The 21999-nt window shown below is 59.4% G+C and carries 18 protein-coding genes and 1 tRNA gene; 9 read left to right on the top strand and 10 right to left on the bottom strand.

Annotation, left to right across the window (positions count from 1 at the left end):
* Positions 1 to 286: 286 nt before the first annotated feature.
* From R2E40_RS13430 to R2E40_RS13405, 6 genes are all read right to left on the bottom strand, one after another.
* Positions 287 to 1708 (bottom strand): carbon starvation protein A, encoded by a 1422-nt coding sequence (locus R2E40_RS13430; protein WP_318163595.1) that lies wholly within the window; start codon positions 1706 to 1708, stop codon positions 287 to 289.
* Between the two features lie 140 nt (positions 1709 to 1848).
* Positions 1849 to 2553, bottom strand: a complete 705-nt coding sequence (btsR, locus tag R2E40_RS13425; protein ID WP_318163594.1) for a two-component system response regulator BtsR — start codon at positions 2551 to 2553, stop codon at positions 1849 to 1851.
* Positions 2554 to 2609: 56 nt separating this feature from the next.
* Positions 2610 to 4280, bottom strand: coding sequence for a sensor histidine kinase (locus R2E40_RS13420; protein WP_318163593.1), 1671 nt, complete (start codon positions 4278 to 4280; stop codon positions 2610 to 2612).
* A 353-nt stretch (positions 4281 to 4633) separates the two neighbouring features.
* Positions 4634 to 5869 (bottom strand): HD-GYP domain-containing protein, encoded by a 1236-nt coding sequence (locus tag R2E40_RS13415; RefSeq protein WP_016351088.1) that lies wholly within the window; start codon positions 5867 to 5869, stop codon positions 4634 to 4636.
* A 109-nt stretch (positions 5870 to 5978) separates the two neighbouring features.
* On the bottom strand, positions 5979 to 8642 hold the full coding sequence (gene adhE, locus R2E40_RS13410) for a bifunctional acetaldehyde-CoA/alcohol dehydrogenase (protein WP_016351087.1): 2664 nt from the start codon (positions 8640 to 8642) through the stop codon (positions 5979 to 5981).
* 295 nt (positions 8643 to 8937) lie between these two features.
* Positions 8938 to 9570 carry a 2OG-Fe dioxygenase family protein gene (locus R2E40_RS13405; protein WP_029302770.1) on the bottom strand — a complete coding sequence of 211 codons (633 nt, stop codon included), beginning with the start codon at positions 9568 to 9570 and terminating at the stop codon, positions 8938 to 8940.
* Positions 9571 to 9839: 269 nt separating this feature from the next.
* Between R2E40_RS13405 and R2E40_RS13400 the strand changes: the two genes are divergently transcribed.
* The 8 genes from R2E40_RS13400 to R2E40_RS13365 all read left to right on the top strand — a co-directional run bounded on the left by R2E40_RS13400 (position 9840) and on the right by R2E40_RS13365 (position 17791).
* A complete protein-coding gene (locus tag R2E40_RS13400) occupies positions 9840 to 10475 on the top strand; it encodes a YchE family NAAT transporter (RefSeq protein ID WP_016351085.1) in 636 nt (211 codons plus the stop codon).
* Positions 10476 to 10754: 279 nt separating this feature from the next.
* Entirely contained in the window at positions 10755 to 12374 is a 1620-nt protein-coding gene (locus R2E40_RS13395; RefSeq protein ID WP_011706430.1) for an ABC transporter substrate-binding protein, read from the top strand.
* 97 nt (positions 12375 to 12471) lie between these two features.
* The gene (oppB, locus tag R2E40_RS13390) at positions 12472 to 13392 is read left to right on the top strand and encodes an oligopeptide ABC transporter permease OppB (protein ID WP_011706429.1); all 921 of its coding nucleotides are present in this window, start codon (positions 12472 to 12474) and stop codon (positions 13390 to 13392) included.
* Positions 13393 to 13406: 14 nt separating this feature from the next.
* The gene (gene oppC, locus R2E40_RS13385; protein WP_011706428.1) at positions 13407 to 14318 is read left to right on the top strand and encodes an oligopeptide ABC transporter permease OppC; all 912 of its coding nucleotides are present in this window, start codon (positions 13407 to 13409) and stop codon (positions 14316 to 14318) included.
* 140 nt (positions 14319 to 14458) lie between these two features.
* Positions 14459 to 15445, top strand: a complete 987-nt coding sequence (locus R2E40_RS13380) for an ABC transporter ATP-binding protein (protein ID WP_076360984.1) — start codon at positions 14459 to 14461, stop codon at positions 15443 to 15445.
* Entirely contained in the window at positions 15442 to 15555 is a 114-nt protein-coding gene (locus tag R2E40_RS13375) for an oligopeptide transporter ATP-binding component (RefSeq protein ID WP_318163592.1), read from the top strand. Before R2E40_RS13380 ends, R2E40_RS13375 begins: the two co-directional genes overlap by 4 nt.
* Positions 15556 to 16551 (top strand): murein tripeptide/oligopeptide ABC transporter ATP binding protein OppF, encoded by a 996-nt coding sequence (gene oppF, locus R2E40_RS13370; protein ID WP_011706426.1) that lies wholly within the window; start codon positions 15556 to 15558, stop codon positions 16549 to 16551.
* 295 nt (positions 16552 to 16846) lie between these two features.
* Positions 16847 to 17791: a TerC family protein gene (locus R2E40_RS13365; RefSeq protein ID WP_011706425.1), complete on the top strand. Its 945-nt coding sequence runs from the start codon at positions 16847 to 16849 to the stop codon at positions 17789 to 17791.
* A gap of 56 nt (positions 17792 to 17847) precedes the next feature.
* On the opposite strand, the gene alr is transcribed toward R2E40_RS13365, so the two are convergent.
* Positions 17848 to 19074, bottom strand: coding sequence for an alanine racemase (alr, locus tag R2E40_RS13360; protein ID WP_253626416.1), 1227 nt, complete (start codon positions 19072 to 19074; stop codon positions 17848 to 17850).
* A gap of 190 nt (positions 19075 to 19264) precedes the next feature.
* Between alr and R2E40_RS13355 the strand changes: the two genes are divergently transcribed.
* Positions 19265 to 19720 carry an isoprenylcysteine carboxylmethyltransferase family protein gene (locus tag R2E40_RS13355; RefSeq protein ID WP_318163591.1) on the top strand — a complete coding sequence of 152 codons (456 nt, stop codon included), beginning with the start codon at positions 19265 to 19267 and terminating at the stop codon, positions 19718 to 19720.
* A gap of 74 nt (positions 19721 to 19794) precedes the next feature.
* On the opposite strand, the gene R2E40_RS13350 is transcribed toward R2E40_RS13355, so the two are convergent.
* The 3 genes from R2E40_RS13350 to R2E40_RS13340 form a co-directional block, all read right to left on the bottom strand.
* Positions 19795 to 21054 carry a dicarboxylate/amino acid:cation symporter gene (locus R2E40_RS13350; protein ID WP_024944897.1) on the bottom strand — a complete coding sequence of 420 codons (1260 nt, stop codon included), beginning with the start codon at positions 21052 to 21054 and terminating at the stop codon, positions 19795 to 19797.
* A gap of 205 nt (positions 21055 to 21259) precedes the next feature.
* The gene (locus R2E40_RS13345) at positions 21260 to 21736 is read right to left on the bottom strand and encodes a CC0125/CC1285 family lipoprotein (protein WP_318163590.1); all 477 of its coding nucleotides are present in this window, start codon (positions 21734 to 21736) and stop codon (positions 21260 to 21262) included.
* 143 nt (positions 21737 to 21879) lie between these two features.
* Positions 21880 to 21956 (bottom strand) — tRNA-Pro (locus R2E40_RS13340).
* Positions 21957 to 21999: the final 43 nt, after the last annotated feature.

Genomic DNA, 21999 nt, shown 5'->3' with positions numbered 1-21999 from the left:
CGCCTCCGCTGGCTTGACGCACCGCATTGTCATTGGGATCAGGGCTCTGCAAGGCAGTCAGCCACCTGATTTCCCTCCTGTCGGGCCCGAAATCTTAAGTTGTTTTGTTGTACTGAAGCTTAAGTAGTTTCCAAGTCGTCAAAACAGATGCTGATGTTGTTGGGGGCAAGTCCGTAAAGTCGTATCCATGACAAGGACTTACGCTGGGAGTATGGCATTGCTGAAGGGAAATGTTCAGCAAAAAAAGGAGCCTTTACGGCTCCTTTTTTGACATGGTTGGCGTGGATCAACTTTCGCTGGGCTTGTTGATCAGCGCAGGCCTGAATTTCACTAGGAAGGCCACCGTGACGATCAGGGTGCTGGCCAGCCCAATCATGGTTGAGATGCCCATCTCCAGCCCGAACCCGATGGGGGCGCTGGCCAGGTAGGTGAACACCACGGCGGTCATGAACATGGCGGGAATGGTGCAGACCCAGTGCAGCTTGCCCTCTTTGGCGAGGTAGGCCGCCGCCGCCCACAGCATCATCACCGCGGTGGTCTGGTTGGCCCAGCCGAAGTAGCGCCAGATCACCCCGAATTCGGCCTTGGAGATGATGAAACCGAGGATGAACATGGGGATGGCGATCAGCAGCCGCTTGGCCATGGGCTTCTGGGTCAGTTTCAGGAAGTCCGCGACGATGAGACGGGCACTGCGAAACGCGGTATCGCCGGAGGTGATGGGCAGGATCACCACGCCGAGGATGGCGAGGATGCCGCCGACGGTACCGAGCAGGCTGGTGGAGACCTCGTGCACCACGGCAGAGGGGCCGCCGCTGGCCAGGGTGGCGTTGAGCGCCTCGGTGCTGTCGTAGAAGGAGAGACCCAGGGTGCACCAGATGAGGGCGATGATTCCTTCACCAATCATGGCGCCGTAGAAGATGAAGCGGCCGGAGCTCTCGTTTTGCATGCAGCGCGCCATCAGCGGTGACTGGGTGGCGTGGAAGCCCGACACGGCGCCGCAGGCGATGGTGATGAAGAGCAGCGGCCAGAGCGGCAGCTCGGTTGGGTGCAGGTTGGAGAAATCCATCCCGGTGTTGTAGAAGCCTTTGCCGGAGACGATGAGGCCGATGATGAGGCCGACCGACATGAACACCAGCAGGGCGCCGAAGATGGGGTAGAAACGGCCGATGATCTTGTCGATGGGCACTATGGTCGCCAGGATGTAGTAGGCGAAGATGGCCGCAATCCAGTAGACCAGATCGGTGGAGGTGAGGTTGGCCAGAAGGCCTGCCGGGCTCAGCACGAACACCACGCCCACCAGCATCAACAACACCACGGCGAACAGGTTCATGAAGTGCTTGGCGGTGGTGCCCAGATGCTCACCAACCACGGTGGGCACCGAGGCGCCCTTGGCGCGCACCGACAGCATGCCGGAGAAGTAGTCGTGCACCGCACCGGCGAAGATGCAGCCGAACACGATCCAGAGCATGGCGACCGGACCGTAGAGGGCACCCAGGATGGGGCCGAAGATGGGGCCGACGCCGGCGATATTGAGCAGTTGAACCAGATAGACCTTCTTGTCCGACATGGGGACATAGTCCACCCCGTCTGCCATGGTGATGGCGGGGGTTTTCAGCTCCGGCTTGGGGCCAAATATCCGTTCGATGAATTTGCCGTATACGAAATAGCCGGCCACAAGTAAGCCGACACAGAGGAAGAACCAGATCATTGCTACGCTCCTGCTTTGTTATTGTTGGGTGTGCGCGGCCAGTGTAGGGGCTTGCTCTGTTGACGGCAGGTAAAACGGCATGAGCGGTCATATGGCGGACCGAGCGGTCGGCGCTCGTGATCCGGCTCACATCGCGGGGCTTACTCCAGCCCCAGCATCTCCTTCAACTCTTTCAGGTAACGGCGGCTGACCGGCACCCGGGCGCCGCTCGGCGTCACTATCTCCGCCAGCAGGTTCTCCAGCAGCCGGATCTCGAAGATGGCGGCCGGGGCCACCAGGTACTGGCGGTGGCAGCGCAGCAGCGGGGTCTTCTCCTCCAGCGATTTAAGGGTGAGCTGGGTATGGAACAGTTCGCCCTGGCTCGCCACGTGCACTCCGCCGAGATCGGAGAAGGCGTACTCCACCTGCTCGATGGGCAGCAGCCGTACCCGGTTGTGCAGGTAGCCAGGGATATGGCGAATGGCGGGGGCGAGCGCCGTCATGGGCTGGGGGGTTAGATCTTGCCTGAGCCGCGCCAGCGTCTTGGCGAGACGGGCCGGTTCCACCGGTTTGAGCAGGTAGTCGAAGGCGTTCTCCTCGAATGCCTGGATGGCGTACTCGTCAAAGGCGGTGACAAAGACGATGCGGGGCAGGGGATCGAGCATGGCCACCAGCTCCATGCCGCTGAGCTTGGGCATCTGGATGTCGAGAAACACCACGTCGGGTTTGAGCCGCTGAATAAGCGGCAGCGCCTCGATGGCATTGGCGGCCGCCCCCAGCAGTTCGATATCGGGCTCGGCGGCCAGGTGCTGCATCAGCTCCTCGCGGGCGTAAAGCTCATCATCGACGATGAGGGTGCGGATCATGGGGGTCTCCTGCGTGATTGGGGTGGTGGGTGAAAATGAAGTGGACGGCGGCCGGATCATGGCAGCTCCCTTGGCAGGGTGACGGAGACCCGGGTCCAGCAGTCGGGCTCGCAACTGACGCTCAGACCATAGCGGTTGCCGAAGGCGCTCTTGAGACGGCGGTCCACCAGGGTCATGCCGAGCCCGTCGCCGGCCGGTTTCTCCTGCCAGGTGCCGGCATTGTCCTCCACGTGGATGGTGACCCGCTCTGCCGTCTGCTCGGTGTAGAGGCGGATGTGCCCCTGCTCCAGCAGGGTGGAGATGCCGTGTTTGATGGCGTTCTCGATGAGAGGCTGCAGGGTGAAGCTCGGCAGCTTGAGGTCGGCGAGGGCCGGCGGGATCTCGTTTTGCACCGTCAGCCGGTCACCAAAGCGGGCCAGCTCGATCTCCAGATAGGATTGGCAGTGCTCCTGCTCTTCCTGCAGGGTGGCCAGGCCGCTCTGGCGCTTGAGGTTCTTGCGAAAGAACAGGGATAGGTGCAGCAGCAGCTGGCGCGCCCGCTCCGGCTCGCGCCGGGTGATGGCGCTGATGGTGTTGAGGGTGTTGAACAGGAAGTGGGGATTGATCTGGGCCTGCACCAGCTTGAGCTCGGATTGCACCAGCAGCCGCTGCTGCTGCTCCAGCCGGCCGGTCAGCAACTGCTGGGAGAGCAGGTTGGCAATCCCTTCCCCCAGGGTGTGGTTGATCTTGAGAAACAGCCGCTTCTTGGGCTCATAGAGCTTGATGGTGCCGATCACCCCCTCGTCGCCGTGCAGCGGGATCACCAGCACCGAGCCGAGCTGGCACTGGGGCGAGATGCTGCAGCGGTAGGGCTGGCTGTTGCCGTCGGCAAACAGCACCTTGTTGCGGGCGATGGCCTGCATGGTGATGGCCGAGGTGATGGGGGTACCAGGCTGGTGGTGATCCTCACCGATGCCGATGAAGGCGAGGATCTTGTCGGTATCCGTGATGGCGACGGCGCCCACCCCGGTCTCCTCCTGAATGATGCGGGCAATCTTGTGGCTGGCCTCGGGGGTGAAGCCCTGGCTCATGATGCCGACGGTGCGGTTGGCGATATTGAGCGCCTTGGCGGAGAAGACCCGGGAGAACTTCTCGTACATCTGCTGCTGATCGCGGATCATGCTGATGAAGAGCGCGGCGCCGCAGGAGTTGGCCAGGATCATGGGGGTGGCGATGGTGCGCACTAGCAGCAGGGATTTATCGAATGGCGTGGCCACCAGCAGGATGATCACCATCTGCATGATCTCGGCGTAGAGGGTGGTGAAGAAGGCGATGCGCGGCTCGAACAGCGCATCCATCTTGCCCGCCCGCATCAGCCGCCAGTGCACCAGCCCGCCCAGCAGCCCCTCGCAGGTGGTGGAGATGGCGCAGGCGAGATCGGTGAAGCCACCCAGGCTATAGCGGTGCAGGCCGCCGGTCAGCCCCACCAGAAAGCCCACCAGTGGGCCCCCCAGCAGCCCGCCCAGCACGGCGCCGACGGCGCGGGTATTGGCGATGGCGTCGTCGATGTCCAGCCCCACGTAGGTGCCGAGAATGCAGAAGCAGGAGAAGGTAATATAGATGAGCACCTTGTGAGGCAGCCTGACCGAGTAGTTGGCCAGCGGACGCAGCAGCGGACTCTTGGAAAAGAGGTAGGCGATGACCAGGCTGACGCTCATCTGTTGAAGCAGGGAGAGGACCAACTGCATAAAAAACGTTCCTCAGAGTCCATGCCGAAAAAAGTGGCAGTCTTGAATAAGTGTGATCAGGATCTTGTTCTGCGGGGCGCCAGGACGGGATTGCGGCCGTAGTGTGCCAGAAACGTGAAATAAAACCATATTAAATCAGCATGTTAAATTGATATTTGTGTAATCGCCCCAGGGTTGATATTGCTGGATGGAGCATGAATGTATCCGCTGGATACGCCACACGGAGGTGGCATGCTCCGCCCGGCCCCTTGGCTGGGCGTTTTTTATCCATGGTGGATGGCGAACAATTTTGCGGGCAATCGAGTGATTATTCAGGTTTGTCCAATGAGTTATCCCCAGCTTCTGGGGATAACTCAGAAGGCAAAATAGTAACAGAAGCGTCGGGTCAGGTTGAAAAACAGCCGTTGCCCCTCATCCAGCTCTTCCTGCTTGATAAATGATTTGATGGTGCGCTCATCTTCCCGCAGGTCGATCATCGCCACCCCTTCCGGCCGCTGTGCCTTGATGTAGGGCAGCACCTTGGGCTTGAGCGGCATGGTGGGCTCGGTGGAGAGCACCAGCGCCACCGAGTCGTCGGAGAGCATCACCAGCGAGCCGGGCGGATAGACCCCCAGCACCTTGATCAGCAGCTTGACCAGATCCTGGTCGAATTTCTTCTGCGACAGCTTGTAGAGCTGGCTGATGGCCTGGCTCGGCGCCGCCGGCGTGGCGCTGTTGCGCGGGTGCAGCAGCTCGTCATAGTAATCCACCAGCCCGATGATCCGCGCCAGCGGCGGGATCTCGCCCCCCTTGATGCCAAGGGGAAAGCCGCTGCCGTCGAGGCGCTCATGATGCAGATGAGCCACCTGGCGGATCTTGGGCTCGAAGGCCTGCAGCTGGGTCAGCATCTCCAGCCCGTACTGGGGGTGCATCTTGAGGAAGTTTTGCTCGGACTTGTTGAGCTCCCCCCGTTTCTGGGTGATCTGGGTCGGGATCTTCAGCTCGCCTATGTCGTGCACCAGGCCGGCCAGCCCGGTCTCCTCGATCTCGATGGGGTTCATGCCGAGCTCGCGGGCCATCAGCATGGCGATGAAGGCTACGTTCAGGCTGTGCTGCAACAGGATGTCGGTGTGTGGACTGCGAATGAGGTGCAGGCCGAGCGGCCCCTCGTGGGCACTGATGCGGGCGGCGGCATTGCGCACTATCTGCGCCGTATTGGCGAGCCCTTCATCTGGTTTGAGGTTAAGTGCTCCCAGCGCATCGCGCAGCTCGGACATGGATTGGCCAAACGCCTTGTCGGCGGCACGCAGGGAGCGGCGAAAGGCTTTTTCATCAAACGGGGCAGGGCCGCTCTCCACCAGCTCTTCGATGATCGAGAGGTCAGGCCCGGCGGAAGGAATGTCACCGCGCAAGATGGGTTCGATAGGCAGGTCGCTCTTGTCGGGATCCACCATCAGCAGGCTGAGATCGAGATGGCGAATGATGTCGAGTTGCTGCTGATCCTTGATCTTGAATGCATTGAACATAAAAGGGTGGTTGGTCCATCCCGTGGGGAGATGGATGTAGTGGCCTACCCGCAACTGCTCGATGGAGGCTTGTATCAGCGCCATACGCTAGCTCGCATTTCATGAATGCCTATGAACAAGCTAGCAAAATTAAGCAGATAGACAAACAAAAAAGCCCGCGCATGTGCGCGGGCTCTCGAGTCGGTTCAGCTTATCAGGCTTTGGACTTCTTCTTGCCTTCAACTTTGGCTTCAACCTTGGCAGCTACTTGAGCGTCTTCGGTGAAGGGACGGCCGTAGTAAGTGTCCAGCAGGATGGCTTTCAGCTCGCTGATCAGCGGGTAGCGCGGGTTAGCGCCGGTGCACTGGTCATCGAAGGCTTCCACGGCCAGCTGGTCAACCTTGGCCAGGAAGTCAGCTTCAGACACGCCGGCTTCACGGATGGAGGCCGGGATGCCCAGGGTGGCTTTCAGCTCGTCCAGCCATACCAGCAGCTTCTCGATCTTGGCTGCGGTACGGTCACCGGCGGCAGTCAGACCCAGGTGGTCGGCCACTTCGGCGTAGCGACGACGAGCCTGCGGACGGTCGTACTGGGAGAACGCAGTCTGCTTGGTCGGGTTGTCGTTGGCGTTGTAGCGGATCACGTTGCTGATCAGCAGGGCGTTGGCCAGGCCGTGCGGAATGTGGAACTCAGCACCCAGTTTGTGAGCCATGGAGTGGCACACACCCAGGAAGGCGTTGGCGAACGCGATACCGGCGATGGTGGCGGCGTTGTGTACTTTCTCGCGAGCAACCGGGTCGTTGGCACCGTTCTGGTAGCTGGACGGCAGGTACTCTTTCAGCAGTTTCAGGGCTTGCAGCGCCTGACCGTCGGAGTACTCGTTGGCCAGTACGGAAACGTAGGCTTCCATGGCGTGAGTCACGGCATCGATACCGCCGAAGGCACACAGGGATTTGGGCATGCCCATGACCAGGTTGGCGTCGACGATGGCCATGTTCGGGGTCAGCTCGTAGTCGGCCAGCGGGTATTTCATGCCGGTGGCGTCGTCGGTCACGACCGCAAACGGGGTCACTTCAGAGCCGGTACCGGAAGTGGTGGTGATACAGACCAGTTCGGCCTTCACGCCCATTTTCGGGAACTTGTAGATACGCTTGCGGATGTCCATGAAGCGCATGGCCAGATCTTCGAACGCGGTTTCCGGGTGCTCGTACATCACCCACATGATCTTGGCCGCATCCATCGGTGAACCACCGCCCAGCGCGACGATCACGTCCGGCTTGAAGGAGTGGGCCATCTCGGCACCTTTGCGAACCACAGACAGGGTCGGGTCGGCTTCTACTTCGTAGAACACTTCCACTTCCATCTTCAGGCCCTTGAGCAGACGAACCACTTCGTCGGCGTAGCCGTTGTTGAACAGGAAGCGGTCGGTCACGACCAGTGCGCGTTTTTTACCTTCCAGGTCGCCCAGGGCGATCGGCAGGGAACCACGACGGAAGTAGATGGATTTCGGAAGTTTGTGCCACAGCATATTTTCTGCCCGTTTTGCGACTGTCTTCTTGTTGATCAGGTGCTTGGGACCCACGTTTTCGGAGATGGAGTTACCACCCCAGGAACCGCAACCCAGCGTCAAGGACGGTGCGATGGCAAAGTTGTACAGGTCACCGATACCACCCTGAGTGGTCGGGGTGTTGATCAGGATACGGGCGGTTTTCATCTTGTCGCCGAAGTACTTGATGCGGTCGGCGTTGCGGTCCTGGTCGGTGTACAGACCGGAGGTGTGGCCGATACCACCCAGGTTGACCATGGTGCAGGCCATTTCGACGGCTTCTTCGAAGTTCTTGGCGCGGAACATACCCAGGGTCGGGGAGAGCTTCTCGTGAGCGAACTCTTCCTCTTCACACACTTCCAGACCTTCACCGATGAGGATCTTGGTGGTGGGGGGCACGGTCACGCCGGACATTTCGGCGATCTTGGTAGCAGGCTGGCCCACGATATTGGCGTTCATGGCACCGTTGATCAGGATGACCTTGCGGACCTTGTCAGCTTCTTCTTTGGTCAGCACATAACCGTTGTGAGTCGCGAAACGCTCTTTCACCTGGTCATAGATGGAGTCAACCACGATGACGGCTTGCTCGGAGGCACAGACCACGCCGTTGTCGAAGGTTTTGGACATCAGGATGGAGGCGACGGCGCGCTTCACATCGGCAGTTTCGTCGATGACAACGGGTACGTTACCGGCACCCACACCGATGGCAGGTTTGCCAGAGGAGTAAGCGGCTTTCACCATGCCCGGGCCACCGGTGGCCAGGATCAGGTTGATGTCGTTGTGCTTCATCAGGGCGTTGGAGAGTTCAACGGTCGGTTGATCGATCCAGCCGATGATGTCTTTCGGTGCACCGGCGGCAATGGCTGCATCCAGTACCAGCTTGGCAGCGGTATTGGTGGAGTTCTTGGCACGGGGGTGCGGGGAGAAGATGATGGCGTTGCGGGTCTTCAGGGAGATCAGAGATTTGAAGATCGCAGTGGAGGTCGGGTTGGTGGTCGGTACGATACCGCAGATGATACCTACCGGCTCGGCGATGGTGATGGTGCCCATCTCGTCATCTTCACTGAGGATGCCGCAGGTCTTCTCTTCTTTGTACTTGTTGTAGATGTATTCGGAGGCGAAGTGGTTCTTGATAACCTTGTCTTCGATGATACCCATACCGGACTCTTCCACGGCCATCTGGGCCAGGGGGATACGGGCATTGCTGGCGGCCAGGGCGGCGGCACGGAAGATCTTGTCTACCTGCTCTTGCGAGAAGCTGGCGAATTCACGCTGGGCTTCCTTAACGCGGGCGACCAGTGCATCCAGTTCAGCCATATTGGTTACTGCCATGTTTATCTCCTGATGATTTGAAAACTGTTTAGTAAGACGTTGGCAATGCCCGGCAATTATAGATGCCCTGTCAAGAACAGAATCACCACAACGGGGTATTTACATGCCTTACTAAATCGCTTTCTGAGTCGATTATAGAGCGGGGCTGACTCAGAAAAACTTGATCTGGATCATGTGTAACAAAAGAACAAAAGAAATTTTGTTTCACAATACATGTTTGCCAGATGTTGCGCAGTTGTTGAGTGGGCCAGAAGCGGGATGAATGGGGCGTGAACAGGGGCTCACGCACCATTTTTCAAGCAGTTAGCACGATTACGTCCCAGTGTCCCCGGTGCGGACCCTGGGGCAGTATGGGGGCGGCATTGTGATAGAAACGGCGATCATCCAGGATCAGATACTCGCCAGCGTTTAATTGTTGTTGAAAAAATGGTTGTTCTTTTAATCCATGATAGAGCTGCAAGGCGCCGCCGCTGACCCCGTCACTGCCACAAAAGAACACCCCGATAAAATCAAAGCCGTCCTGATGTACACCTTCCGGGGCGGGCGGCACGCTTTCACCTTCGCCGGTGACGATGCGCATCTGGTGAATACCGATGGCCTGGCCATCCGCCAGCCGGGTGTGGCGGGCAAAGCGGGTCAGCATCAGCTGGAAGGTCGGGTGGGCGACGAAGGCGGGATCCAGCTCGGCATAGGTTCTGGGCACATCCCCCAAAAACTTGTTGATGGCGGCCGCCTGAAAGAAGACGCCGTTGTCGAGGGGGTAAAAGCGGCTGCCCTCTTTTTCAACCCGGCCGTAACGGCGTTCGCGAAAGCGGCCCTGGATATAGGGATCAACCGGCAGCCGGTCGAAGAAGCCCTGCAGCGGGGCGACACTGCCTGCGGGCAGTGAATCCAGATGCCATTGCAACTTGATGTCCGTATCAATCATTACAAAATCCTTTTTTACGAAGATGAAATGTTGCGCCAAAACTCCGTGGCCGCATAAAGCTCGAAGTGATTTTATCAGAGTGTTAAATGGCGACAATCTTTATTAACAACTCGATATGTTGAATTTCGTCGTGACATTAGAGGAACTAACTGAAAAGCCACGGAAAGGGTGAGATTATTTGATTGGTGAAGGTTTCGGCCATGGTGTAAATTTACGCACGGTTTATCGGGGTGGCCCGCAGGGCCTCGTTCTACTTCTGGATGGCGCCTATGGCAGCAATTGACGTCTCTTTATATCTGAAGTTTTTCATCGGTTTGTTCGCAATCATCAACCCGCTCGGCCTGTTGCCGGTGTTTGTCAGCCTGACCAGCCACCAAACGCCGGAAGAGCGGATGAAGACCAACACCACCGCCAACATTGCGGTGATGATCATCCTGCTGGTCTCCATGTACATGGGGCAGCTGATCCTCGATGGTTTCGGCATCTCGCTGGCGTCGTTTCGCATTGCCGGCGGCTCGCTCATCACCCTGATCGCCTGGTCCATGCTGCAGGGCAAGCTGGGGGAGGTGAAGCACAACAAGCAGGAGAAAGGGGAGCTCGCCGCGCGGGAATCTGTCGCTGTGGTGCCGCTGGCGCTGCCGCTGATGGCCGGCCCCGGCGCCATCTCTTCCTCTATTGTCTATGCCAGCCAGAGCACCTGGTCCCAGATGCTGGGGATGTCGGTGGTGGTGATGGTGTTTGCCTTCTGCTCCTGGCTCATCTTCCGCGCCGCCCCCCTGCTGTTCAAGGTGATGGGCAACACCGGCATCAACGTGGTCACCCGGATCATGGGTCTCATCATGATGTCGCTTGGCATCGAGATCATGGTGGCGGGGATCAAGGGGGTCTTCCCCGGATTGATGTGATTCAGGTCTGTTTTGTTGGAGCCGGTCCTCGTGACCGGCTTTTTATTGTTTCTTTTTTGTTGGTCATTTCCTAGAATCGAGCGGGTTTGTATAAAAAACGTCCATCACGCGATATTTAAATTCTGAATAATTGGTTAAAAGCTGCTTTTTTGACCATGAAGTCCAGTCCTGCCTGACAATATCTATTGCATTATCAGAAATGTCAGGGAATTATGCTGGCAGCGGGGTACTTGTCCCGTTGATGGAAAATTGCATGGAATGTTCTTGTGGAGTATGGAAATGACTCATAAAAAAACAATGATTAATACCCTCTTGGTGGCAGCACTGTTCGGCGGTGTCAACGCGGCACAAGCCGCCGATGTTCCCGCAGGTACCAAACTGGCTGACGTTCAGCAGCTGGTAAAAGGCAATGGCTCCGAGCCTGCCACTCTCGACCCGCATAAAACCGAAGGAACGGTTGAATCCAATATTCTGCGTGACCTGTTCGAAGGTCTCGTTGCCTCCGGCCCCAAAGGGGAAGTGCTTCCCGCCATGGCCGAGTCCTGGGAAACCAAGGACAACAAACACTTCGTGTTCCACCTGCGCAAAGATGCCAAGTGGTCCAACGGGGATCCCGTGACAGCCCACGATTTCGAGTTCGCCTTCAAGCGGGCCGTGGATCCCAAGACGGCGTCTCCCTACTCCTGGTATCTGGAGATCCCGACCATCGTCAATGCCAGCGAGATCATCGCCGGCAAGAAAGCGGCCGACACCCTGGGCGTGAAGGCAGTGGACGACTATACCTTCGAGGTACAGCTGGAGAAGGCGGTGCCTTACTTCGTCAGCATGCTCTCCCACACCACCACCTACCCGGTGCCGAAGAAGGTGATCGAGAAGTTCGGTGACAAGTGGACCCAGCCCGGCAACATGGTATCCAACGGTGCCTATGTGCTGAAGGATTGGGTGGTCAACGAGCGCGTCGACGTCGAGCGCAACCCGAACTACTGGAACAACGCCAAGACCGTCATCAACAAGGTGACCTATCTGCCGATCCAGTCCACCAACGCCGAGCTGAACCGCTATCTGGCCGGCGAAGTGGATCTCACCTACAACATGCCCATCGAGCGCTTCAAGCAGATGAAGAAAGAGCTGCCGAACGAGGTGAAGGTGAGCGGCTATGTCGGTACCTACTACTACCAGTACAACTTCAAGCACAAGCCGTTTGATGACGTGCGGGTGCGTACCGCCCTCTCTTATGCCATCGACCGCAACGTGATCGCCGACAAGGTGATGGGCAAGGGCGAGACCCCGGGCTACACCCTGGTGCCTGATTTCGTGGACGGCTTCAAGCCGGTGGCGCCGGCCTGGTCCAAGCTGACCCAGGCAGAGCGTGATGCCAAGGCGAAAGAGCTGCTGACCGAAGCCGGTTTCGGCCCGGGCAAACCGCTCAAGTTCGAGCTGCTCTACAACACCGACGACAACCACAAGAAGGTGGCGGTTGCCGTGGCCTCCATGTGGAAGAAGCTGGGCGTGCAGGTGAGCCTGGTCAACCAGGAGTGGAAGACCTACCTGGAAACCAAGAAACAGGGTCAGTTTGATGTGGGCCGTGCCGGCTGGATCGCCGACTACAACGAAGCCTCTTCCATGCTGGATCTGATGCAGACCACTCACGGCAACAACGACGGCAAATACTCCAACCCGGCGTTTGACAAGCTGATGAACGAGTCGCGCAATCAGGTGGATGCCGATGCCCGCAACAAGCTCTATGTGCAGGCTGAAGAGATCCTGGCCAAGGACATGCCGATCGCTCCCATCTATCAGTACGTGACCTCCCGCATGGTCAAGTCCTACGTGGGCGGCTACCCGGCCAACCCGCTGGACAACCTCTACAGCAAAGACATGTACATCATTGCTCACTGAGTAAAGTAACACGTCGCATAACAAAGCAGGCCCGCCGGATGGCGGGCCTTTATTACAACCGCGACCCTTTGGAAGCAGTACAGGACAGGAATTGTCTATGTTGAAATTCATTTTTAAACGTCTACTGGAAGCGATCCCGACTCTGCTGGTCTTGATCACCGTCTCCTTCTTCATGATGCGTTTCGCGCCGGGCAACCCCTTCACCAGCGAACGCTCTCTGCCGCCGGAAGTTCTGGCCAACATCGAAGCCAAATATGGCCTCGACAAGCCCATCGGCGTGCAATACCTCACCTATCTGGGCAATCTGGTGCAGGGTGACCTCGGTCCCTCCTTCAAATACAAGGACTTCACCGTCAACGATCTGGTGAGCCAGGCGCTGCCGGTGTCGGCCAAGATTGGTTCTTTTGCCTTTCTGTTCGCGGTGACACTGGGGGTCACCTTCGGCACCATTGCCGCCTTGAAACAGAATACCGTCATCGACTACCTGTTGATGTCGTCGGCCATGGCCGGGGTGGTGATCCCGGGCTTTGTGCTGGCGCCCTTGCTGGTGTTGCTGTTCAGTATCCATCTCGGCTGGTTCCCGGCCGGTGGCTGGCAGGGCGGCGGGGTGCAATTCATGGTGCTGCCGGTGTTCGGCATGATGATGTACTACATCTCCGCCATCTCGCGGATCATGCGGGGCAGCATGATCGAGACCATGAACTCCAACTTCATCCGTACCGCCCGCGCCAAGGGCTTGCCGCTGCGCCACATCATCCTCAAACACGCGCTGCGTCCGGCCATGCTGCCGGTGGTCTCCTATCTGGGACCGGCGTTCGTGGGCATCATCACGGGTTCCGTGGTGATCGAGACCATCTTCGGCCTGCCGGGGATTGGTCAGCTGTTCGTCAACGGTGCCCTCAACCGTGATTACTCCATGGTGCTCGGTCTGACCATTCTGGTCGGCGCCCTCACCATCACCTTTAACGCCGTGGTCGATATTCTCTATGCCTTTATCGATCCCAAGATCCGTTACTAAGTCGGGAGTACATCATGGTTGTCACAACTGAAAAACGCGAAGCCGTCGAGGCGTTCGCCCAGCAAGTGGAAGTGGTGGAAGGACGCTCCCTGTGGAAGGATGCCCGTCGCCGTTTCCTGCGCAACAAGGCTGCGCTTACCAGCCTGATCATCCTGACCATCATAGGTCTGGCGGTGATCGTGGGACCGCATCTGTCCCAATACACCTTCGACGATCCTGACTGGGGCGCCATGCAGGCGGCTCCGGACATGGAAACCGGCCACTGGTTTGGCACCGACAGCCTGGGGCGCGATCTGTTCGTGCGCACCCTGCTCGGCGGGCGTATCTCGCTGATGGTCGGCATCATGGGGGCCATGGTGGCCGTCATCATCGGTACCCTCTACGGCGCGGCCTCCGGCTTTATCGGCGGTCGGGTCGACAGCCTGATGATGCGGGTGCTTGAGATCCTCAACGCCTTCCCCTTCATGTTCTTCGTGATCATGCTGGTGACCTTCTTCGGCCGCAACCTGGCGCTCATCTTCATCGCCATCGGCGCGGTGAGCTGGCTCGACATGGCGCGGATCGTGCGAGGCCAGACCCTGAGCCTCAAGAGCAAGGAGTTCATCGAGGCGGCTCACGTCTGCGGCGTCTCCAAGTGGAAGATCATCACCCGTCACATCGTGCCGAACGTGCTGGGGATCGTGGCGGTCTACGCCACCCTGCTGGTGCCGGGCATGATCATGTTCGAATCCTTCCTGAGCTTCCTGGGGCTGGGCGTACAAGAGCCCATGACCAGCTGGGGCGCTCTGCTGGATGAAGGCTCCAAGTCGATGGAAGTGGCCATCTGGCAACTCCTGTTCCCCGCCGGTTTCATGGTGGTGACCCTGTTTTGCTTCAACTTCCTCGGGGATGGTCTGCGTGACGCCCTCGATCCGAAGGATCGCTGAGAAAGCGGCGAAAGATCGCTGATAGAACGGCGAAGGAGCGCTGAAACAACGCGCCGAGGGGCCGCAGAGTGCGGCTCAATCGGGCGGATGGCGCATCGGATCGACAGGAAAACGTCACGAAAGATCGATAAGGAGTTTTTATGAAATTACTGGATGTAAAAGATCTGCGGGTCGAGTTCAAGACCCCGGACGGCAATGTGGTGGCGGTCAACGACCTCAACTTCTCCCTCGCTGCGGGCGAGACCCTGGGGATCGTCGGCGAGTCCGGTTCGGGCAAATCCCAGACCGCGTTTGCCATCATGGGGCTGCTGGCCAAGAACGGCGTCATCACCGGTTCGGCCAAATTTCAGGGCGACGAGATCCTGAACCTGCCCGAGCACAAGCTCAACAAGATCCGCTCCGAGAAGATCGCCATGATCTTCCAGGACCCCATGACCTCGCTCAACCCCTACATGAAGGTGAAGGATCAGCTGATGGAAGTGCTGATGCTGCACAAGGGTGTCAGCAAGGCCGAAGCGTTCGAAGAGTCGGTACGCATGCTGGATGCGGTCAAGATCCCGGAAGCGCGCAAGCGGATGGGGATGTATCCTCACGAATTTTCCGGTGGCATGCGCCAGCGGGTGATGATCGCCATGGCGCTGTTGTGCCGGCCGCAACTGCTGATCGCCGACGAGCCGACCACGGCGCTGGACGTGACCGTGCAGGCCCAGATCATGACCCTGATGAACGAGCTCAAGCGCGAGTTCAACACCGCCATCATCATGATCACCCACGATCTAGGCGTGGTGGCGGGGATCTGCGACAAGGTGCTGGTGATGTATGCCGGTCGTACCATGGAGTACGGCAAGGTCAACGATATCTTCTATCGCCCGAGCCACCCCTATACCGAGGGCTTGTTGCGCGCCATTCCCCGCCTCGACACCGAAGGGGAAGAGCTGCCCACCATCCCGGGCAATCCGCCCAACCTGCTGCGTCTGCCCACCGGCTGCCCCTTCCAGGAGCGCTGCCACCGGGTGAGCGAGATTTGCGGCCAGCAGTCGCCGATCCTGACGCCGTTCAACGACGGCCGGGAGCGGGCCTGCCATTGGGTGTCTGATGCCATCAATGCCAAGGAGGTGAGCGTATGAATGCTGTTATATGCGGCCAGCAATCCTCCAAGCTCCTGACGCCGTTCAACAACGGCCGGGAGCGGGCCTGCCACTGGGTATCGGATGCCATGATCAAGGGAGTGAACTAAATGGGGACTGACAAGAAACTGCTGCTGGAAGTGTCCGACCTCAAGGTCCACTTCAGCATCAAGAGTGACAAGGCCTGGCCCTGGGCCAAACCCTCCGCCCTGAAGGCGGTGGACGGGGTGACCCTGCGCCTGTACGAAGGGGAGACCCTCGGCGTGGTGGGCGAGTCGGGTTGTGGCAAATCCACCTTTGCCCGGGCGCTGATCGGCCTGGTGCCGGCCACCGACGGCAAGGTGGTGTGGCTTGGCAACGATCTGACCAAGCTCGACCAGAAGGCGCTGCGCGAGAAGCGCAAAGAGATCCAGATGATCTTCCAGGATCCGCTGGCCTCCCTCAACCCGCGCATGACCATCGGCGACATCATCGCCGAGCCGCTCATCACCTTCTATCCCGACCTCTCCCGAGATCAGGTGAAGGAGAAGGTGCGGGCCATGATGAGCAAGGTGGGGCTCTTGCCCAACCTGGTCAACCGCTACCCCCATGAGTTCTCCGGCGGTCAGTGCCAGCGCATCGGCATCGCCCGGGCGCTGATCCTCGAGCCCAAGATGATCATCTGTGACGAGCCGGTATCGGCGCTGGATGTCTCCATCCAGGCCCAGGTAGTCAACCTGCTCAAGGCTATCCAGAAGGAGATGGGGCTGTCGCTCATCTTCATCGCCCACGACCTGTCGGTGGTCAAGCATATCTCGGATCGGGTGCTGGTGATGTATCTGGGCAATGCGGTGGAGCTGGGGACCCGCAAGGAGATCTTCGCCAACCCCTTGCACCCCTATACCAAGGCGCTGATGTCGGCGGTGCCCATTCCGGATCCGGATCTGGAGCGCAGCAAGACCATCCAGATCCTGGAGGGGGACTTGCCATCGCCGATGAACCCGCCGTCAGGCTGCGTGTTCCGTACCCGCTGCCCGGTGGCCGGTCCGGAGTGTGCCAAGACCCGGCCTCAGCTCGAGGGCAACTTCGACCATGCGGTCTCCTGCCTCAAGGCGGATCCGCTCTGAGGATGAGCAGGTAGAACAGGGCGCCCGGGTGGCGCCCTGTTTTTTTGCAGCCGGCATGAAGATGCCTCTTGGCGTTATCTTTTTCCGCTGTTACTATCCGCGCAACAAGGGGAGTAACTTCTCGCCGGTTTGTCGTCATTACGGTGCACCCATATCCTGCAGTGCACCCGGCAACCGGGCAGTTGACGCAAGTCGGCTGTAAGTGAGACCTTGCCGAGAGGCAAGGTGTATCTGCTCCAAACGCAAACCCACGCCTCTCGGTCGTGGGTTTTGTCGTTTTTGGGAGAAGTGAAAAATGGGTGAATGGTGGATGTGGGCCGGTTTCTTCAGCATAGTGCTGGTCCTGTTATGGATTGATATCCGCTTTGTCGGCGGTGGCAAGGCGCACAAGGTGTCGCTCAAAGAGGCAGGGATCTGGTCCCTCATCTGGATCAGCGTGGCGCTCTTGTTCAACCTGGCCATCTGGTTCTGGCTGGATCACAGTGCAGGCCGTGAAATTGCCAACCAGAAGGGGCTGGAGTTCCTCACCGGCTACCTCATCGAGAAGGCGCTGGCGGTGGACAACGTCTTCGTCTGGCTGATGCTGTTCGGCTACTTTGCCATTCCGGCCGAGCTGCAGCGCCGGGTGCTGCTGTACGGGGTACTAGGTGCCATCGTGATGCGGGCCGGCATGGTGTTCGCCGGCAGCTGGCTCATCGAGCAGTTCCACTGGATCCTCTACCTGTTTGGCGCCTTCTTGCTGCTGACCGGGGTCAAGATGCTGTGGGCGGCCGACAAGGAGCCGGATCTCGCCAACAACCCGCTGCTGGGCTGGATGCGTCGCCGCTTCAAGGTGACGGAGACGCTGGAGGGGGAGAACTTCTTCGTCTGGCGCGATGGCGTGCGCTACGCCACGCCGCTGCTGCTCATTCTGGTGCTGGTGGAGGTGAGCGATCTCATCTTCGCGGTGGACAGCATCCCGGCCATCTTCGCGGTGACCACGGATCCCTTCATCGTGCTGACCTCCAACATCTTCGCCATCATGGGTCTGCGTGCCATGTACTTCCTGCTGGCCGGCGTGGCCGAGCGCTTCGCCCTGCTCAAGTACGGCCTGGCGCTGATCCTGATGTTCATCGGGGTCAAGATGCTGCTGCTGGATATCTTCAAGATCCCCACCGGCATTGCATTGGGTGTGGTTGCGCTGATCCTGCTGGCCTCCATGGGGTTGAGCCTCTGGGTGACTCGCAAGAAAACGGCATAATTGGCAAACAAGCAAAAGGGCTCCCGCGGGAGCCCTTTTTTATGGCAAAGACTGGTTTAGCGCTTGATCTTCTTGGGGTTGGTGTAGCCCCAGATGGTGTACATGTCCGCCAGCAGGGCGCCGTTGTACTCCTCGAGATCCGCCTGTTTCACCTCGGCTTCACCCTGGCGGCCGAACAGCACCACCTCGTCACCGGGTTTCACCCCTTTGAGATCGGTCACGTCCACCATGATGGTGTTCATGGAGGTCTTGCCCACCACCGGCACCTTCTGGCCCTGGATCAGCACATAGGCCTTGTTGCTCAGCGCCCGGCGATAGCCATCGGAGTAGCCCAGCGGCAGGTTGGCGAGCCAGGAGTCGCGCTTGAGGGTGAAGGTGCGGTCATAACCGACGGTGTTGCCGGCCGGGTAGTGGTTGACGGAGGCAACCTGGGTCTTGAACGCCATCACCCGCTTGTACTCGGTGTAGGAGGGGATGGAGTCACCGTACAGCAGGCCGCCCGGGCGCACCATGTCGAAGTAGGCGTCCGGCACTTCCAGGGTGGCGAAGGAGTTGGCGGCGTGGATGGTGATCTTGCTGCGATCCAGCTTGCCCGCTTCCAGTAGCCACTGGGAGTCCAGCTTGAACTGGGCCAGCCCCAGCTTGACGTCCTCTTTCTCCTCCACCGGGAAGTGGGTCATGATGCCGACCGGGGTGATCCCCTTGAGCTTGAGCATGGCCAGCGCGTCTTCCTTGGAGTCAGCCAGGCGCAGATCGATGCCGTTGCGGCTCATGCCGGCGGAGTTGAGCGCGATATGCACCGGGATATTGGTGTGGTGGCGCTGGGCGATGTCGGCGATGCCCTGGGCACTCACCAGGCTGCCGATGAGCTCTTCCATCTTGTAGGGCAGGGCCTGTTCCACCTCGGTCGGGGTGGCGGCGCGCACCCGCATCAGTCGGCCTTCGAAGCCTTTCTCGCGGGCGACACGGGCCTCTTCGTTGCTGGCGATGCCGATGCAGGGGATGCCGGCCTTGACCACCGAGGGCACCAGCAGGTCGATACCGTGGCCGTAGGCGTCTGCCTTCATGATGGCGCAGATCTTCGGCCCTTTGTCACCGAGGCGATCCTTGAGGGTCTGGATGTTGTGTTCGAAGGCGCCGAGATCGACTTCCAGCCAGGCATTGCTGGCGGTCTGCACTTCGCCGTTGCGATGATCGCTGGCCAGCGGCAGGTAAGGGGCCGCGACGGCCTGACCGGCCAGCAGGCCCAGGATCAGCGTGGCCAGCAGTGTCTTCTTGTGCATGGGGTGGTTCCTTTTTTATTGTTTGGGTTGAGGTGCATGACGGTCGCTAGGGGGCCGTTTTCACGCAGATGGGATAAAGTGTAGCCAAGGCATTGTTATTGTTATGAACTTTGACAATTTTCCAGGGCGCTATTCCCGTCGGGAAGTGTAACGCAAGGTGCCGATCGTGGCACCCTCCAGGAGTCAATAGATGATGAGTCTTGAGTGTCGGGTGCCACCGCTGCTGTTGTTTGGTCTGATCGTGGCGGCCATGCTGGGATGGGGGGGCGCCGCCGAGAGTGGCATTGGCGCCGGTTGGTGGCTGGCTGCTCTGTTGCTGGCGGTGCTGGGCACTGTGTTTGGCTTGGGAGGCGTGCTGCGCTTTCGCCGCCAGGGCACCACGGTGACGCCGCTGCACCCCGAGCAGGCCAGTGCGCTGGTAACGGGCGGGCTCTATCGCCTCAGCCGCAATCCCATGTACCTGGGGCTGCTCTGCTGGACGATGGCGCTGGCCTGTTATCTGGGCGGGCTGCTGGTGTGGCTCGGCCCGCTGCTGCTGTGGGGCTGGCTCAGCCGCTGGCAGATAGTGCCGGAGGAGCGGGCGCTGCAGGCCCGCTTTGGCGATGGCTATGCCGATTATTGCCGGCGGGTGAGGCGTTGGTGCTGAGCCTTGCTGTGTCGCCATGAGACATAAAAAACGGCCCGCATCTGCGGGCCGTTTGTATGTGAATGATGCGGGGATCACGCCTTGGCGGTATCCACCTCACCCAGAGGTTCGGTTTCACCCAGGCTGTCTTCGCTCTTGGCGACCACGCTGGCGGCGATGGCGTTGCCCAGCACGTTGGTGGCGGAGCGACCCATGTCGAGGAAGTGGTCGATGCCGAGCAGCAGCAGGATGCCCGCTTCCGGGATGTGGAACTGGTTGAGGGTGGCGGCAATCACCACCAGAGAGGCGCGCGGTACGCCGGCCATCCCCTTGGAGGTGACCATCAGCAGCAGCAGCATGGTGATCTGCTGGGCCATGGAGAGCTCGATGCCGTAGGCCTGGGCGATGAACATCACCGCGAAGGTGCAGTACATCATGGAGCCATCCAGGTTGAAGGAGTAGCCCATCGGCAGCACGAAGCTGGCGATGCGTTTGTCACAACCGAACTTCTCCAGACGATCCAGGGTCTTGGGGTAGGCAGCCTCGGAGCTGGCGGTGGAGAAGGCCAGCAGGATCGGCTCGCGGATCATCGCCAGCAGGGTCACGATGCGGCGGCGGATAAACAGGCTGCCCATGGCGATCAGCAGCAGCCAGAGGCAACCCAGAGCCAGGTAGAACTGCGCCATGAAGGTGCCATAGGTGGCGAGGATGCCGAGCCCTTCCTTGGCGACCATGGCGGCAATGGCGCCAAACACCGCGAACGGAGCGAAGTTCATCACGTAGCCGGTCACTTTGAGCATGATCTCGGCGGCGCTGGCCATCAGCATCACCACCGGTTTGGCGGCATCACCCAGTGCGGCGGCAGCCAGCCCGAAGAACAGGGAGAACACCACGATCTGCAGGATCTCGTTGGTGGCCATCGCCTCGATCACGCTTTTGGGAATGGCGTGGGTGACGAAATCCTTGAGGGAGATGGCGCTGGCAACCACGCCGGAGCTGGCGGTGTCGTCAGGCAGGGAGAGGGAGAGCCCCACGCCCGGTTGCATCAGGGTGACCATCACCAGACCCAGGGTCAGTGACAGCAGGGAGGCCAGCATGAACCAGCCCAGGGTCTTGGCGCCGATACGGCCCACGGTGCGGGTATCGCCCATCTTGGCGATGCCGACCACCAGGGTGGTAAACACCAGGGGGGCGATGATCATCTTGATCAGCCGCAGGAAGATATCGGTCAACAGGGTGATGTCGCTGGCAAAGCCGGCGGCCTGGTCAGGGGCAAACATGCGATAGCCCTGGCCAGTCAGGATACCAACCAGCATCGCGATGAGGATGGCAACCGTCAATTTGTTCATTTTCATGGGGTGGGTCCCAGTTTTGATAAGTGCAGAGCGTTTCAAGCGGCAAGGGTGCCACTTCAGTCCGTTTTTGTGATCCGAGCCGTAGATTCCTGACAGCCGGTGTGCTGGCAGCATGCCTAATCCGGGGGGGTAAATCCAGCGCCTTGTGGCAGAATTTTATCTTGTCATTAGTTGTATGTGATATAGATCTTGCAATTTAGCTATATTAATCGCTGTTTATTTTAATGTTTGCAAGATAATCGGCTTTCATGGTTTGGTCGTTTTTCGCGCTGTGAGTGAGGGTGAAGATGAGCAACGCCGAGATGCGGTGCTCTACGGTGCGCTGATCCAGAAAGGGATCTGGCTCGTCGTCATCGAACCCGAACAGGGGGCGACTCGGCGTCACCCTGACCGCGTCCCGTTGCAGGGTCAATTCATTGACCTCAAGCCACTGATAACCTTCAGCTTGCGCCACTTCACCCGCCCGTTTCAGCACATACTTACGAGCGGTCTCCCGGCTCACCAGATCGTTGCCGACAAATTCCAGCTGCCACTTGTCAGGCCCGAGCCGGGTCTGGGAGAAACCGGTCTGGCCGTTCCAGAACGATGGCTGGCTCTGATAAGGGGTAGCGCAGCCGAGCAGCAGGAGAGCGCAGAGGCCGAGCCACAGCAGACGCTGGCAAAAGGGGCGGGGAGAGGGCATCTCGAACACCGGTTGGCAAAACACGGCATCACTACAGCACAAACCGATCGGCGACACAATGCGGGCAGCGTTGTGCCGCTAAGGGCTGCGCCGCGCCAAAAAGAAAAGGCCTTGTCATCTGACAAGGCCTTTCTCGGGGAATTTGGTCGGTGTGAGAGGATTCGAACCTCCGACCCTCTACACCCCATGCAGATGCGCTACCTGGCTGCGCTACACACCGACGGAGTCAGCTCGGCTGACGGGGGCTGAGTTTATGGAGATGG

Origin of the sequence: Aeromonas sp. CD (assembly GCF_033349375.1) — a bacterium.
GTDB lineage: Bacteria > Pseudomonadota > Gammaproteobacteria > Enterobacterales > Aeromonadaceae > Aeromonas > Aeromonas hydrophila.
This window is presented reverse-complemented; position numbering and strand designations above follow the sequence as displayed.

Excerpts from the sequence above, each read along its gene's own strand:
- R2E40_RS13380 (WP_076360984.1), top strand. The coding sequence starts at position 14,459 with ATGAAATTACTGGATGTAAAAGATCTGCGGGTCGAGTTCAAGACCCCG.
- R2E40_RS13365 (WP_011706425.1), top strand. The coding sequence starts at position 16,847 with ATGGGTGAATGGTGGATGTGGGCCGGTTTCTTCAGCATAGTGCTGGTC.
- R2E40_RS13395 (WP_011706430.1), top strand. The coding sequence starts at position 10,755 with ATGACTCATAAAAAAACAATGATTAATACCCTCTTGGTGGCAGCACTG.
- btsR (WP_318163594.1), bottom strand. The coding sequence starts at position 2,553 with ATGATCCGCACCCTCATCGTCGATGATGAGCTTTACGCCCGCGAGGAG.
- R2E40_RS13430 (WP_318163595.1), bottom strand. The coding sequence starts at position 1,708 with ATGATCTGGTTCTTCCTCTGTGTCGGCTTACTTGTGGCCGGCTATTTC.
- oppF (WP_011706426.1), top strand. The coding sequence starts at position 15,556 with ATGGGGACTGACAAGAAACTGCTGCTGGAAGTGTCCGACCTCAAGGTC.
- oppC (WP_011706428.1), top strand. The coding sequence starts at position 13,407 with ATGGTTGTCACAACTGAAAAACGCGAAGCCGTCGAGGCGTTCGCCCAG.
- R2E40_RS13345 (WP_318163590.1), bottom strand. The coding sequence starts at position 21,736 with ATGCCCTCTCCCCGCCCCTTTTGCCAGCGTCTGCTGTGGCTCGGCCTC.
- R2E40_RS13350 (WP_024944897.1), bottom strand. The coding sequence starts at position 21,054 with ATGAAAATGAACAAATTGACGGTTGCCATCCTCATCGCGATGCTGGTT.
- adhE (WP_016351087.1), bottom strand. The coding sequence starts at position 8,642 with ATGGCAGTAACCAATATGGCTGAACTGGATGCACTGGTCGCCCGCGTT.
- R2E40_RS13375 (WP_318163592.1), top strand. The coding sequence starts at position 15,442 with ATGAATGCTGTTATATGCGGCCAGCAATCCTCCAAGCTCCTGACGCCG.
- alr (WP_253626416.1), bottom strand. The coding sequence starts at position 19,074 with ATGCACAAGAAGACACTGCTGGCCACGCTGATCCTGGGCCTGCTGGCC.
- R2E40_RS13415 (WP_016351088.1), bottom strand. The coding sequence starts at position 5,869 with ATGGCGCTGATACAAGCCTCCATCGAGCAGTTGCGGGTAGGCCACTAC.
- R2E40_RS13405 (WP_029302770.1), bottom strand. The coding sequence starts at position 9,570 with ATGATTGATACGGACATCAAGTTGCAATGGCATCTGGATTCACTGCCC.
- oppB (WP_011706429.1), top strand. The coding sequence starts at position 12,472 with ATGTTGAAATTCATTTTTAAACGTCTACTGGAAGCGATCCCGACTCTG.
- R2E40_RS13355 (WP_318163591.1), top strand. The coding sequence starts at position 19,265 with ATGATGAGTCTTGAGTGTCGGGTGCCACCGCTGCTGTTGTTTGGTCTG.
- R2E40_RS13400 (WP_016351085.1), top strand. The coding sequence starts at position 9,840 with ATGGCAGCAATTGACGTCTCTTTATATCTGAAGTTTTTCATCGGTTTG.
- R2E40_RS13420 (WP_318163593.1), bottom strand. The coding sequence starts at position 4,280 with ATGCAGTTGGTCCTCTCCCTGCTTCAACAGATGAGCGTCAGCCTGGTC.